The 14,232-nt window shown below is 35.1% G+C and carries 17 protein-coding genes; 11 read left to right on the top strand and 6 right to left on the bottom strand.

The features are described 5' to 3' along the window. The first annotated feature begins 71 nt into the window (after positions 1–71). Positions 72–824, top strand: a complete 753-nt coding sequence (locus ACN5L8_RS00880) for a slipin family protein (protein ID WP_115363724.1) — start codon at positions 72–74, stop codon at positions 822–824. Positions 825–844: 20 nt separating this feature from the next. Next, entirely contained in the window at positions 845–1,396 is a 552-nt protein-coding gene (locus tag ACN5L8_RS00875) for a hypothetical protein (RefSeq protein WP_419172028.1), read from the top strand. Here ACN5L8_RS00875 and ACN5L8_RS00870 read toward each other — a convergent pair. Then, complete coding sequence (locus tag ACN5L8_RS00870; RefSeq protein WP_419172027.1) at positions 1,393–2,628, bottom strand: hypothetical protein; 1,236 nt, start codon at positions 2,626–2,628, stop codon at positions 1,393–1,395. The genes ACN5L8_RS00875 and ACN5L8_RS00870 overlap by 4 nt on opposite strands. Positions 2,629–2,725: 97 nt before the next feature. Between ACN5L8_RS00870 and ACN5L8_RS00865 the strand changes: the two genes are divergently transcribed. Next, complete coding sequence (locus tag ACN5L8_RS00865; protein WP_115362394.1) at positions 2,726–3,379, top strand: hypothetical protein; 654 nt, start codon at positions 2,726–2,728, stop codon at positions 3,377–3,379. Positions 3,380–3,389: 10 nt separating this feature from the next. On the opposite strand, the gene ACN5L8_RS00860 is transcribed toward ACN5L8_RS00865, so the two are convergent. Next, positions 3,390–4,262, bottom strand: a complete 873-nt coding sequence (locus tag ACN5L8_RS00860; protein WP_115362392.1) for a hypothetical protein — start codon at positions 4,260–4,262, stop codon at positions 3,390–3,392. A 33-nt stretch (positions 4,263–4,295) separates the two neighbouring features. Then, positions 4,296–5,210, bottom strand: coding sequence for a hypothetical protein (locus tag ACN5L8_RS00855; protein WP_120404736.1), 915 nt, complete (start codon positions 5,208–5,210; stop codon positions 4,296–4,298). 245 nt (positions 5,211–5,455) lie between these two features. Here ACN5L8_RS00855 and ACN5L8_RS00850 point away from each other — a divergent pair, with 245 nt between their 5' ends. Genes ACN5L8_RS00850 through ACN5L8_RS00840 form a run of 3 tightly spaced genes read left to right on the top strand, consistent with a single transcriptional unit; the run spans position 5,456 to position 7,234 of the window. Then, entirely contained in the window at positions 5,456–5,761 is a 306-nt protein-coding gene (locus tag ACN5L8_RS00850; RefSeq protein WP_115362388.1) for a hypothetical protein, read from the top strand. Next, positions 5,739–6,062: a hypothetical protein gene (locus tag ACN5L8_RS00845; protein ID WP_115362385.1), complete on the top strand. Its 324-nt coding sequence runs from the start codon at positions 5,739–5,741 to the stop codon at positions 6,060–6,062. Before ACN5L8_RS00850 ends, ACN5L8_RS00845 begins: the two co-directional genes overlap by 23 nt. Next, a complete protein-coding gene (locus ACN5L8_RS00840) occupies positions 6,059–7,234 on the top strand; it encodes a hypothetical protein (RefSeq protein WP_120404735.1) in 1,176 nt (391 codons plus the stop codon). Before ACN5L8_RS00845 ends, ACN5L8_RS00840 begins: the two co-directional genes overlap by 4 nt. A 5-nt stretch (positions 7,235–7,239) precedes the next feature. Here ACN5L8_RS00840 and ACN5L8_RS00835 read toward each other — a convergent pair whose 3' ends face one another. Next, positions 7,240–7,944: an MgtC/SapB family protein gene (locus tag ACN5L8_RS00835; protein ID WP_115362381.1), complete on the bottom strand. Its 705-nt coding sequence runs from the start codon at positions 7,942–7,944 to the stop codon at positions 7,240–7,242. Positions 7,945–7,999: 55 nt separating this feature from the next. On the opposite strand from ACN5L8_RS00835, the gene ACN5L8_RS00830 reads away from it, so the two are divergent. Next, complete coding sequence (locus ACN5L8_RS00830; protein WP_120404734.1) at positions 8,000–9,082, top strand: phosphatase domain-containing protein; 1,083 nt, start codon at positions 8,000–8,002, stop codon at positions 9,080–9,082. On the opposite strand, the gene ACN5L8_RS00825 is transcribed toward ACN5L8_RS00830, so the two are convergent. Continuing rightward, entirely contained in the window at positions 9,068–9,310 is a 243-nt protein-coding gene (locus ACN5L8_RS00825; RefSeq protein WP_115362377.1) for a hypothetical protein, read from the bottom strand. The two genes, ACN5L8_RS00830 and ACN5L8_RS00825, sit on opposite strands and share 15 nt — an antisense overlap. Here ACN5L8_RS00825 and ACN5L8_RS00820 point away from each other — a divergent pair. Next, positions 9,309–10,787 carry a hypothetical protein gene (locus tag ACN5L8_RS00820; RefSeq protein WP_419172026.1) on the top strand — a complete coding sequence of 493 codons (1,479 nt, stop codon included), beginning with the start codon at positions 9,309–9,311 and terminating at the stop codon, positions 10,785–10,787. The genes ACN5L8_RS00825 and ACN5L8_RS00820 overlap by 2 nt on opposite strands. 23 nt (positions 10,788–10,810) lie before the next feature. Here the strand turns inward: ACN5L8_RS00820 and ACN5L8_RS00815 are convergent, their stop codons facing one another. Continuing rightward, entirely contained in the window at positions 10,811–11,149 is a 339-nt protein-coding gene (locus ACN5L8_RS00815; protein WP_419172025.1) for a hypothetical protein, read from the bottom strand. Positions 11,150–11,391: 242 nt separating this feature from the next. On the opposite strand from ACN5L8_RS00815, the gene ACN5L8_RS00810 reads away from it, so the two are divergent. The 3 genes from ACN5L8_RS00810 to phnE are packed head-to-tail and all read left to right on the top strand — an operon-like array spanning position 11,392 to position 14,224. After that, positions 11,392–12,309, top strand: a complete 918-nt coding sequence (locus ACN5L8_RS00810) for a phosphate/phosphite/phosphonate ABC transporter substrate-binding protein (RefSeq protein WP_419168526.1) — start codon at positions 11,392–11,394, stop codon at positions 12,307–12,309. Between the two features lie 30 nt (positions 12,310–12,339). Continuing rightward, positions 12,340–13,101: a phosphonate ABC transporter ATP-binding protein gene (gene phnC / locus ACN5L8_RS00805; RefSeq protein WP_115362370.1), complete on the top strand. Its 762-nt coding sequence runs from the start codon at positions 12,340–12,342 to the stop codon at positions 13,099–13,101. Between the two features lie 28 nt (positions 13,102–13,129). After that, positions 13,130–14,224, top strand: coding sequence for a phosphonate ABC transporter, permease protein PhnE (gene phnE, locus ACN5L8_RS00800; RefSeq protein WP_199506653.1), 1,095 nt, complete (start codon positions 13,130–13,132; stop codon positions 14,222–14,224). The last annotated feature ends 8 nt before the right edge of the window (positions 14,225–14,232 follow it).

Here is a 14,232-nt window from a genome sequence, read left to right as displayed (position 1 = left end):
TAATAGCTTTAGCTATTTTTTAAGAGTCATCTAATTGTAAAGTTTTTGTCAATTCACGGAGGATCTATATGATGCACATCGCCCCTTTTCTACCATTTGTCATTTTATTACTAATATTATTATTTAATACGATCAAGATCCTTAAGGAATATGAACGTGGGGTTATCTTCTTTCTAGGACGCTTTACAGCAGTTCGCGGGCCTGGACTTATCCTGCTAATCCCAGGGCTTGAAAAAATGCATAAAGTCGATTTACGTACAGTAACGATGGATATTCCATCACAAGATATTATCTCTAAGGATAACGTAACTCTTAAAGTAAATGGAGTTGTCTACTTTCGTGTAGAAGATCCAGAAAAGTCAGTAGTTGCAGTAGAAAATTACTTAGCAGCAACTGCGCAAATTGCACAAACGACACTTCGATCAGTAATTGGACAATTTGAACTTGATGAAATTCTTTCTATGCGAGATCAAATCAATGCACGTCTTCAATCTATTTTAGATGAGCATACTGAGCCATGGGGAATCAAGGTATCAACTGTTGAAGTTAAGGCCATTGACTTACCAATAGAGATGCAAAGAGCGATGGCAAAACAGGCCGAAGCTGAGCGTGATAAAAGAGCAAAAGTAATTTCTGCTCAAGGTGAATTTGATGCGGCACTTAAGCTATCAGAAGCAGCTAAGGTTTTAAATGAAAGCCCTAATGCAATCACACTACGCTACCTTGATACAATGAAGGAAATCTCTAGTGGAGAAGGAAAATCAACGACGTTCTTCCCTTTACCAGTAGACTTCCTAACAAATATTATGGGTAATAATAAGTAAGAGTAACCAAGATATAAAAAATGATTTCAAAACAATTTGAGCTAATACCCTTTAATCAAGGCGACCCTAACCTACCAGAGCTTAGGCTTCTGGCAGAGGTTAAGGTCGTTGAAGATTATATGTACTTTCATTTTACGATGAAAGGTAATATCGACACTGTCTACTTCAGTAAGAATAATGAAAAATGTAATCGTGTTATTGGCCTTTGGACTCAAACTTGTTTTGAATTCTTTATCTTAAATAAGTTAGATGGTGAGTACTACGAATTTAACTTTGGAACAGACTCAAGTTGGAATTGTTTTGTCTTTAACTCGTACCGATCAGAACTAACAGAATATGAAGAGATCGATATTGATAATATTAACATAGATCATCATGATAATTCATTTAATCTAGACTGTCGTTTTCCACTAAGAGTTCTTGGCCATCAATTTGAAGACCTAGCAAATATAAAAGTAACTCCTACGTGTGTAATAAAAACAAGTGGAAATCAGACACTATACTACTCAAATAAGCACCCCGATTCGAAGCCGAATTTTCATCATCCAGAAAGTTTTGTAGATTTAGTTTAGTATTCAGTGAGATCGTCTTTGTCCTCTTTGACATCGACATTTTTTAAGATGTAATCAATTTTTGAGTCTTCATCCTTAAATTCAGTCTCGCCATCAATATTATAATCAGCAAGATCTCGCTCTTGTTTTTTCAGCTCTTGGGCCTTTTCCATCTCTATCTTTGACTTAAGGTCATTCTTTAAGATCTCATCACGGCCAGAGAAAGTCTTACCGTATTTTTGTTTGGCAAAATCATATAAACCAAAAAGTTGAGATGTTTTATAATCACCTTTTTCTAAATAATAGATCATCTCTTTATAAAATGATTGATTTTCAAGCTCATGTGACCACGCGGAATAAATTAGTAGCATACCTTGATAATCAAAGCGTTTTTGGTACTTTAACTTTCTAAATTCATTATACATTGCTAGTGAACTTTCTTGATCTCTTGAGAGTTCAAGCTTTAAATTCTTCATCATTTTATCTTTAACAACATTATGATCTGGATGTTTTTCATTGTAGTGAATATCAAATTGATAAAGCCTTCCCTTTTCATAGAAGTAGCTGCGAGCAAGACCTTTTAAATCATCCTTTTTATACTCTTCGATAATATGAAATGGGCCATTTTGAACAATTCGTTTTGCATTATGTGCAAAGTATTTCTGCCTAAGCTTATAAATATAAAGATAATAACCTAATTTAGAAATTGGATAATCTTCTAAAAGGCTTTTTACATCTTTATAACTATAGAGATTATAATTTTTAATTTTAATATTTAAATTAAGCATATCTAACCAAACTTGTTGATTGGTCGCAGGTTTAATGAATTGAGTAATAATTGGTAAGTTGAATATTTCATCTATTGGAATAGATGGATTGAACTTTGAGACCTGAAAGCCAGAAACTGATGCTACTAACAAACCTTTATGGTCAAGAATATCAAAGTATGGATAAGTTCTACCTTTTATAATCTTAGGTCTAGGAAAAACTTGAAACGTAACATCTTGAAAAGGTACATCAAAAGAGTAATTAGAGAAGTGTATCTTCTTCCAAAACACAGTCTTTCCACGTTTAATTTCAGAAGGAAGCAGACCTGAATAAAGAATATTGCGTCTATCAGTGGCAATAAAGTAATCCGATTGTACCCCTTCACTCTGGAAGGTATGATAGAAACGGTAAGGCATTGTAATAACGAGATAAGCACTCAAAATTACAAGGCCAAAAATGGTGAAGGTGAAAATAATCTTCTTCATCAATCAACTTATCGGCTAAAAAGATAAGAAACTACATGAAAAATTAATATTTTTTCAGATTTGCCGATAAGAAGACTGTAAGAATACGGAGTAATAAATGAAAAACTTTATTTTTATCACAACAGTTTTAGCTCTAACCTCTTGTGTAGCACCACGAGAGACACGCTCAATCTATGACAATGGCACAGCGGCAACAGGGAGCACTTCAAATTCGACAGGCGGAACAATTGATATTGATGACTCTTCATCAAGCTCAAACAACGGAGCAAATATCCCAAGTGAAATTGCTCATTGTAAATGGTCCCTAGATGGCCAGACAGGCTTTGAAAACTCAAATAATCAACACCTCGGCCCAAGTACGGTATGTCAGTCTAGAACTAATGAAACAAATATTTACATACAAGTTAAGAACCCAGACTCAAATTCACGTGTCTGTGTTATCCCTACTTCAGAAGTTTCAGGAAATGCTATTTTCCTTGGAGCAGCTCAATGTAAGTATATTAGTAGCTCCGGAACAATCTCAAAATTTGTCCTATCTAAAAACCGAGACTACGGTCGCTACCAGAACTTCAGAATCAATAGTGTTATGATTATGAAGGAGAAAACTTATGACTTCCCTTCACCTTTTGATCGTGAGCTAATTTCTTATGATGCTTATTTTATGTGTTCAATTAATATCGATCTCTATAATGATCGAACTTATTGTGACGCCTTTAAGCAGCTTGGTGAGTACTACTACAAATCTTTTTAATAATTAGAATTTAATGGGCAAGCTTATTTCCATCAAGAAGCTTGCCTTGCTTATACGCATTAGACAAATCCCCATCAATAGTTGGAAATGAAAGAACTGGAATGATCAGTGTCTGATCTTCTTTTTCAAGTCTCATACAAAGTGCAATATAAAAGAAGCTTACTCCAGAGCGCTCAAAAGCCTTAAAATAGGCCAGTGCCTGATCTCCATCTTCATCATCAAACTCATAGAGTTCATCATAACTTTCAACTGTCTTTTGTAAATATTCCATATAAAGAGCAAAGTCTTCAAAAGGAATATCGAACTCTTTTCTTTGAGTCATCATCTCTGCCAAAAGCTTTGATTTTTTTAATTCAATTTCTTCCATATCGTCATTATCAATTAATGACTCTCCAGGAAGCTCTTTCTGATGATAATCTTCTAAAGAGTCGACTTCTTCACCTATTTGAAAGTTTTGAATGAAGTATTCATTAGATGAGGCCGTTAAGGCCAGAACAAATGAAGGAGTATGATCAAAAACAAAGCACAAGGCCACAAGATAAGCCTCTTCACCTTCAAACTCTACTTTAGAAATAAAGCTGAAAATCTCTTCTTTTAGATCATTTTCAAGGCGCCATATTTCATCTGGACGATGAAGAACTCTATCCACATATGTTGGATTATCTAATAATGATAAACAGGCCTCTTCTTCAATATTTAGATCTTTTCTTTTCTTATCAATTTTTCCCGTAAAGTAATCGATTAACGGAGAATAGAATTTTTCAATACAGACTTCACTGCAAAAGCTTAAACTAGAACCGTCTTCTACAAAGAGTAGATCCTCGATATCCTTGACGACTTTCTTACAGTTCTTACAGTAGTAAATATTATCTGATATTAACAATGATCAATCCTTCGTTATTTTTTTATGATCTATTTAGATCGCAATATTTAGGCCAGCAAATAATGTATTCCCATAAGCTGCTGGCAGTCCCCAAATCTTTAGTGATGAGCTCATTAAAGATGAATCTGGACGAGATGCTTGGAAAACTGCCCCAAGGTTTAAGCGAACGGCATTGGCCATCTTTAAAAACATTTGAGGTTTAATATAACTATATTTTAAATCACTAGAAAGGTAATTGGCACTTAAGAAATCACTAGCACCGACTTTAACCTCACCATAAGTTAAGAGAAATTGAATTTCTGAAGAAACCATTATTCCTAAGTCTGCACTCCATTGACTAATATCACCAATGCTCATTTCTTCATCATCAACGAGACCTTCAGTAAAAGTACGTTCATATGTCAGGCCCAAGGCCGCCGCACCAAATCTCTTCTCAGTCGTCACACCCACAAAGCGATCACTTCTCTTAGTTGAAAATTCACTCTTGCCACTAAAATTCGTACCGACAAAGATATCAAAAATTAGCTTATTATAATCGTTTCCAATATCAAGCCAATTAAAGCCAAGTTTAGCGCTAGAATTACCTTGTTCATATTCAGATGTCTCAAGAGACTGAGCACCATTCATTCCAAGCTCAACAAAGATACCATGAGAAAAAGTTCCCTTGATCTTCATATTAAGCATATTTATATTCTCATCAGTATAAAAGGCTTTTGCTGATGTATAGCCTAGAGAAAAATCCACGGCCTGTGGAAGAAATCCCCAATCAAATCCAGAACTAGCAGGAGCAGAAGTCTTAGCTCTTGATTGTCTAACCACAGGAGCTGGACTTGTTGTCGTTGGATCATACTTAGTAGCACTTGGGCCACCAGAATAATCAACTAAAGCGTTGGCATTTAAAGTTAATGATAAAAATGAAATTGCAGCAATAGATTTTAATCCGTTCATTTTGATAACATTCCTTGTATTTTAGTTTTGCCATCATGGCATTCTCTTAATTTTATCTTTATTATTTCTTAAATACAATGGCCGCATATCTTACCTAGCGACTCAACTATTCTATAAATACAATGAGTTACTCAGATCCTGTTCGAAAAAACCTAAAATTGCTGCGAGGCTTCTGGAAATGTATTCCGTCTGCCATCTTGGCCCTAAAGTTTATAAAATAATGGAGACGAATTAAGGAGGATGAGTTGATCGAATTAGGATTTTTAAAACGCTATGATTCAATTAAAAGGTTAATCGATTTTGGGGCAAATGGTTATTACCCATTATTCGAGGACATTTCAATTCAGGAGCGTTTCGAAGAAGTAAGAATGACAAAGGCACAGCGCCTTAAAGCTAAAAGTCTTCTCAAGAAGATTTCAACTCATAATAACCTAGAGAAACAAAGAGTTCTATTTTCATCTTTTGAGGAAATGGATAAGTACATTGTTGCTCGTGCACTGATGGAAATGGTGGAAGGAAAGATTTTAGATGCTAATCCGCAGCTTCAATAAAATTCTTCTCGCATCACTGCTAACTCTCAGTATTCAAGCAGAATATCGAGTCTACCAGTATATGGTTTCTTCACGCCTACAGCCTCAAGGGCCAGCAAGTGTTATCGTCACTTCAACTCTTGATCCAAATTCATATGTAAAATATAACGGCGGAAATCGTTCAATTCGTGTAAACTTATTAAAAACATGGATGTGTAAAGGACATACTGGTAACAAGATGCCATGTAAGTCACCTCTTGCACTAACAGCGCCAATTTTGGAAAGTGCTGAACAAGAAAGGCCAGGTGCTCAAAACTTATGAAGTTAGAAGACTCTACCCAATTCACAAAGGCCAACCTACGTCTTAAAGACCAAAGGGATCGCGTCATCAAGCAAAAGAAGCTTGAGATAGAAAATATAAAAAAGAATTACAATAAACAAGTTCAGGATCAACGTATAATTGGTGAAGAAAAACTCGATGCCGTACGAGATCAAAACCAAGTTGCTATTATCGAGTCACTTGGCCAAAAAGAAAATCGTCTTAATAATATAAAAGAGAGTCTAGATAAGACGACACAACAATTTAATAAGCAAGAAAAATTCAACAAGGCCCAATTTGACGCCAATATTGATGCTATTAGAGACAATTACCAAGAACAAATGGAATATGTACATCAAAGAGGTCAAGAAGAGCTCGAGGATACATCACAAAATGTAAATGAATTGGCCAAAAAGATAAAATATGACAATGAAGACTTTATCATTGAAGAAACTGCAAAAGCAAAAAATCGTGCAAACGAAATCGAAGTCAGAAATGATAACTTCATTATGGGTATCAATAAGAAATACGATCAAAGACTTGAAAGCCTATCTAAAGAAAATAAGAACGAAATTCATCAACTTGAAAAAGATCAAAGGCGTGAGTTTAGTAAATTAAGAAGTGATCACTTTCACAAGATGTCTCAGACAGACGCTTTTCAAAAAAATGAAGTGATAAGTCAGGAAGCTTTTCACAAAGACAATATAAAATCCAAACAAGAAAATTTTGAAAAGAGATATAAAGAACTACAAAAAGAGCATAATGGGTTAATGGGCCGCTTAAAAGAAAAGATCGACCAAGAGCTTAATAGCCTAAAAGAATACTATACAAAGGCAAAGACCAATATTACGGAGAAGGCCTCTGATAAATTCTACAATATCTCTAAGCTTTCTCCACAAGTGAGATCAGATGAGAAATTCTATTATTTCTCTATTGAAGTACCAGAGCATGAGGAATCAACAATTCATATCAATGCACAAGAAAGAGATATTACTGTTACTCAAAACCGTAAGTTTGATCAACGTGTCGAAGAAGGTGACAACGTTTTTAAATCAAAGAGATCTGAAAGCCTTGTAAAGCAATTTAAAGTTCCTGATATTCTTGACGGAACAGAAGTCACACGCAAGTACGATAAAGAGGCTTCTCTACTAACATATCGAATCGCTAAGAGATAATTTTCTTAATGATCGTGATCTCTTTGGTGAATCTCGACTTTATTAACACGAATAAGAGTTTTAATCTCACGTCTAATTTGCGGGATCCATCTCGGATGAAGGTGAACATTTAGAGTTAAAAGCCTTTCATCAGAAACAGCATCTAAAACCTCTTCACTCACAATTTCTATATCTTCAACTCTTGAGTAAAGAATTTCTTTAACGTGACCGCGAATTCGTCCATTTGATAAGACTTCAATATAGAAGTTTTGCTTGGCACGATCTGATTCGAGAATTTTATACAGTGGATTAATTAATCTTAAGACTGCAAATAGAGAAATTGAGATTAAGCTGGCAATTACTGGATATCCAAAACCAACTGTCATTCCAATGGCGGCAACAACCCAAACGGTAGCTGCTGTCGTCATTCCAACAACATTGCCTCGACCTTGAATAATAGCACCAGCACCTAAGAAACCAATCCCACTTACAATCTGAGCGGCCATACGATTTGGATCCGCTACGGTTCCCATATGCTCTGTCATCGTTAAAACACTTAAGGCAGTATATGTAGCTGCTCCCAGGCAGATCAGCATATTTGTCTTAATTCCGGCCGATTTCATCTTTTGCTCACGGTCATAGCCTATAAATCCACCTAAAAGAATAGAACTAACTACTTTAATACCCATGGAAATATAAACCGGCTGCTCACCCAGGAATTCAATATACATATAACCTCTATTAGAATAAAATAACGTAAAGTCTATTTTAACAAGGAATTATAAGTTGAAAAGGGCCAAGGCCGTAAATTTTTTGGCCATCCAAACAAATAACTACCTAAATCTCAAAGCTGACTTCACAATGAGTGAAAATCTATACTCTGTGAATAAAGACTTCGAGAAGTTTGAGGCCCGCTTCCCTATTCAAGCTTATAAGCTACTAAGGGCATATGAATTTGAGATCAAAGTAGTTGTTTTAGGAAAGAATAACGAAACGCTATTTACAAAAACTCTTGAAACGGACTCATATGGTGGCCTTTTAGCTAAAATACCTCTGCCTAAAGATAGCAAAGAATCGATATCAAAGATCGAAATCTATGAAACTTCAAAATATCCTGGCCTAGAATTACTGCTAGGAACATATATACCTCTAAAAATTACAGATAATAGAAAGATCATTATTTGTGACTTTGATAAGACTCTTGTTGAAACCAAGTATTCAAAACCGAGTGAGATTTATGACTCTTTAACAAGTCCTCTTAAAAATTATCCGACTTTAGAAAACTCAGTAAAAATCTTAAAAGAATATATAAACGATGGCTATCATCCGTTTATCCTCTCGGCCTCTCCTCACTTCTACGAAGAAGCAATTAGAGATTGGTTATATGCTAATGAGATCTTTACTGCTGGTATTTTCTTAAAAGATTATCGTCGAATTCTATCAATTTTAGAAAATGATTTATCACCAAAAGATATTAAAACTCAGGGTATCTATAAACTTGGCCACCTACTAGATATTATAAATATGACTGATATCCCATCATCATTAGTCTTAATGGGTGATAATTTTGAGTCTGACCCTCTTATTTACTTAACATTTTCTGAGCTACTAACCGGTAGAGTTGAACCACGTCAATTATGGAATGAATTAAAACGAGTTGAAGACTTTAAGGTAACGGCAAGGCAAAATGGCCTATTCTTAAATAAAATCTTTCAAATCAAAGATAGTGTAAAACAACATGGCCTAGATAAAGAAATTAAAATCTACATTAGAAAAAAGGCCCAAGAAAAAGAATTAAGAGTCAAGGCCCCTTTTGATAGTTACTCAGGTAAGATTAGCCTATATGAGGGACACTTAGGCAAAGAGTAACTCTGGTGCCCAAAGAATGATTTGACCAATACAAATATAGAGCCCAACTCGATGGAACCTCTCTGTAAAGTCCTGGCCAAAGGCCTTTGAAATTTTTTTTGAGATTGGCCAATTTGCAGGTGAAAAACGTGTTAACTCAACAGCAACTCTTAATCCTGATAGAGCAACACATACGGCAATAAAAGTTTGATTGCTAGGATTAACAAGTGAACTTAAAATATTAGACATGAATACTCCTATGACTTCACAAAAACGTAAAAATGCCCACCATGAATTAATGGACATTGAACTCTTCGGAGAGGTCACAGATGGTATTTACCAATTAGCTTCAATCGATAAAGAAGATGTAAATCTTGCCTGGAAACAAATTCAAGAAAGTTCATTTTTTGGCCCCAAAGCATTGAAAACCCCAATACACAAGTTCTTCAGTCTCCTATTCAAAAGAAGACTCGAAAAGTCGAGCAAAGAACTAATAGAAGATGACTATTATCGATCAAGTTTTAATAAACTTATAAATCAATATGCACAAGGCCTAGGGACTTCACAGGAGAATGCCTTATACCTTGTTTATATGAATGAATTCTTAAACAATCCTGGTGCTATCTTTGATGAGATTGATGACTTTCATTTAAGAGATGATAAGTATAAAGAATTTATCAACTCTCCTATTCAAGACTCATTCTTTGATAAACTTCGATTTGTTCATTTTAAATGTGAAGGAAGTCTTGAGGCCTATGTCTTACAAGATTTGCTATCTCCATTTGCTCCTTATGGTGGCATAAATGAAGCAGGCCTAAGTATTGGCCTTGTTCAAAGAGAGGCCCTTACTCTAAACTATGAAGGAGAAAATGCTTCTTACCTTGCACTTGTCACTCTCTTAGGTTGCGACACTATTGAGTCGGCCTGTGATTTTTTAAAACAAAGACAATTAGTCTTTCATTGGGAATTTCATTTAAAAGATGAAAGTGGAAATTATAAAATTGTAAAAATAGATGGTAAGAATACAAAGGTTTTAGATGGTGGTGAATTTGAAACTCTTGAAAGTAAGAGTGAGTTAAAGAGGCATATAAATATATACCAAAAGAGCTTTCTACCTATTAGTCATGCTTGTTTAAGCTTTGATGCAAATAGCTTGGCCTTAACACTATTTGATTCAAAAAATCTCTCTATTCATCACTACTTTAAGAAAAATGTCTTCACGCAAGATACAACAAAAATCTCTAAAGGCTCGAGGCCAACAAAGAAACTAGAATCAATTCTAAAATTAAAAAGACTTTTAAATGATGCCCAACTGGCCTTTAACGAGAATGATGAAGAAAGATGCTACCATTATTTACAATTAGCAATTGATCACTCAAAGAAGAACTTCTCAAATGATAAAGAGTTAATAGCAAAGCTTGAGCTTATCTTTTGCACTTGCCAATATATCTATGAATCTCATCCTGAAACCTATCAATTTATATTATCTAATATTTTAAAAATACACCCAAGTCTTCCTATAGAGCATCAGGAATTAGCAAATATTCTAATTCAAAGAATACAAATTCTTGCAAATCTTAAGAAGCAAACACCAACAGCAAATAAGCTGCTAAAGAGAATATTTTTTAATGAGTCACAGCTTGGAAAAGTAGCGCACTTGGCACTAAAGAAAACGACTCTTCTTAGGCCTAATCACCTCGATTTTAGGCCAATCTCTGGCCTGTAAGCTTGTTTACAATGTAAATAAGATTACAAGATATTTAAGCGCCTGATAGCATCAGCAAATTTCTTTTTCTTCTCTTTTGCTTTCTCTTTGGCCCGTTGATGCTTTTCATAGATTGATTCGAAAATATTCTTACGTGTCTCTTTATGCTTTTCTTTATACTTCTTTTTGGGACTCTTCTGGTCTTCGTGAATGGCCTCAACATAGCCTCTAATAAGCGATAAGCGCTTACTATCGTTAATATTGTCTTCGTAGTTTTTAGACCCTTCAGCACCACGACCTGGCTCTTCAACAGGTACCTGATCATTACTTACCTGCTCTGTTGGATGTGGCAATCGTTCAAGTCTTTTGATGTTTAATGCCATGCATATATTATAACCCTAATTCTTTTAAACAATATTTAAATATTATAAAAACTACTGCAATTAAGTTACTGTAATTACTCACTTTTTAAAGATAATTATAAATGTGATTAGGTTGACATTAAAAATCTGTCTCATTCATGTTAAAAGAGCGTAATTTCAAAATGTTAGATTTTTTTAGAACGCAAATATTACGTTTATATATGCATGCATTAGCAACATGCTTTAATAGAGGAGAACAACAAATGAAACACACAATCGTTGCTATTATGAGTATTGCTCTAGCGATCACAACAGGTATCTCATGTAAAAGAGATATGAAACTAGGAAGCAAAGACAATCCTGTAAAACTTTACTTCACTCCATCTGTAGACGCAGACACAATTGCATCGAACTCTGTTCACTTCATTAAATTCCTAGAAAAAGAAACTGGATACTTCTTTAAGACAGGTATCCCTACTAACTATATCTCTGTTGTTGAATCATTTGGTTCAAAGAGAGCTGACATTGCAGTTATGAACTCATTTGGTTATTTAATGGCCAATGAAAAATATGGTGCAAGTGCAAAGCTTAAAGTTCTTCGTTATGGACATGATTACTACCAAGGACAAATCATTGCTCACGTAGACAGTGGTATTAACTCAATTAAAGACTTAGAAGGTAAGAAATTTGCTTACACTGACCCATCGTCAACTTCAGGTTATATGTTCCCTTTAAAGATTATGATGGAAAATGATGTAAAACCAGGAAATACAACTTTTGCAATTAAGCACGACAACGTTGTAACAATGGTATACCAAAGACAAGTAGATGCTGGTGCAACTTACTACTCAGCACCTTCTGAAGACGGAACAATCCGTGATGCACGTTCACGTGTAAAAACTCAATTCCCAGATGTTGAAGATAAGGTAAAAATCGTTCAAATTACTGAGAAGATCCCAAATGACCCATTCGTATTCAGAAAAGGACTTCCACAAGAAGTTACTGATAAATTCATCGCAGCGGTAAAAAAATACATAGCTACACCAGATGGTAAGGATGTATTCGAAAATATTTACAGTGTTGGTGGCCTAGTTGATACAACTGATGCAGATTATGATGGATTAAGAAACGTAATTAAAACACTAAATATTAACTTAGAAGAGCAACTTCAAAAGAAATAATATACAAAAATCTATAAAGTGAGAACAAACATGATTTTAGAAGTCAAAAATGTTAATAAAGTCTATCCAAATGGATGCCACGCCCTAAACAACGTAAGTTTCAACGTTGATAAAGGTGAATTCCTAGTAATTATTGGTCTATCAGGTTCTGGTAAATCGACAATGCTAAGATGTATGAACCGTCTTCACGATGTAACAAGTGGAGAAATCAACTTCGAAGGTAAAGACATTACAAAGTTAAAGGGTGCCTCAATGAGAGAAGCGCGTTCAAACATTGGAATGATCTTTCAACATTTTAACTTAATCCCAAGAAGAACTGTTATGACAAACGTTCTTTCAGGAACTCTATCTAAAACAGGTGTTATCAAGTCAATTTTTGGTATCTACTCAGAAGAAGATAAGAAAAAAGCACAAGATTACATCAAGATCGTAGGCCTTGAAGGTAAAGAAAACGTAAGAGCAGACAACCTTTCAGGTGGTCAACAGCAACGTGTTGCGATTGCACGTGCACTTATGCAAAACCCAAAGGTACTTCTTGCTGATGAGCCTGTAGCGTCTCTTGACCCTGCAACTTCACACTCGGTTATGCAATACCTGAAAAAGGTAAATGAAGAACTTGGAGTAACTGTAATTTGTAACCTACACTTCCTTTCACTTGTAAGAGAGTACGCTTCACGTGTTGTAGCTCTTAAAGGTGGAAAACTTATCTATGAAGGTCAACCTCTAGATATCAACGAAGAATGGTTCCAAACAATTTACGGTGAAGATGCCGTTGAAGTAACAATTAACTAATTACTTTGATTAAATAGGACAATATATAATGACAACGACAACTCAAACTGCAGACAATCAAGTTAATAACTTACCAAAGCGTAAGGAAGATAAAACTACTTGGAAGATGAAAATGAATTTTTATTCATTTGTAATCGACTTCCTAGTATGGTCATACCTTGCACTAGTTTCATGGAAAATCGTATGGGAGAAGCTAATCTTAGGTCTTCGCTACCCAGACTTTACTTGGAATCAACCACTAATAGCACTTGCTATTGGTTTTGCTATTTCAGCAATCCTTTATAAAACTAAAATGTCACTAGGACGTGGAATTACAGGTATCATGAAAAGAGATGAGAATACTCCTTTCATGAAAGAGCCATTTTCTTTCGTTCTTATTGCGACAGTAGTTTTAACATTCATTGCTAGTATTTATATTTCTCAAATTTCAATTTACGAATTCTTATCTGAATCGGGAATGACAGGAGCAAAGAGAATCTTTACAGCTCTTTTAACTCCAAACTTTGCAATTTTTGAAGAAGCACTATTTGCAGCAATTGAAACAATCTACATGGCCTTCATTGCAACAGCGGTAGCGCTACCAATTGCATTCTTACTAGCATTCTTTGCAGCAAGAAACCTAATGAATGGTTCACGTTTCACAATGACTATTTATACAATTGTACGTTTCTTCTTAAACGTATCACGTTCAATTGAGCCTCTAGTATGGGCGATTATCTTCTCTGTATGGGTTGGTATCGGGCCATTTGCTGGTATGATGGCACTTTGTCTTCACTCTGTATCATCTCTATCAAAGCTTTACTCAGAGCAAATTGAAAACGTATCTAATGGGCCAATTGAAGCAATGATGGCAACAGGTGCTCACCCTATCCAAGTTATTTGGTTTGGTGTTGTACCACAAATCGTTCTTCCATACCTATCATTCACTATCTATCGTTGGGACATCAATGTTCGTATGGCCACAGTAATTGGTCTAGTTGGTGGTGGTGGTATTGGTACTATGCTAATGCAATACCAAGGTCTGGCAAAGTGGAATGAAGTTGGTCTTCTTGTAATCGTAATTGCAACGATTGTATGGGTAATGGACTGGCTATCTTCTAATATCCGTGAGGCTATTAAATAGACAAAAAA

Source organism: Halobacteriovorax sp. (assembly GCF_048381875.1).
Taxonomy (GTDB): Bacteria; Bdellovibrionota; Bacteriovoracia; order Bacteriovoracales; family Bacteriovoracaceae; genus Halobacteriovorax_A; species Halobacteriovorax_A vibrionivorans.
The sequence above is the reverse complement of the archived record's forward strand: the minus strand, read 5'-3'. Positions and strand labels throughout refer to the sequence as shown.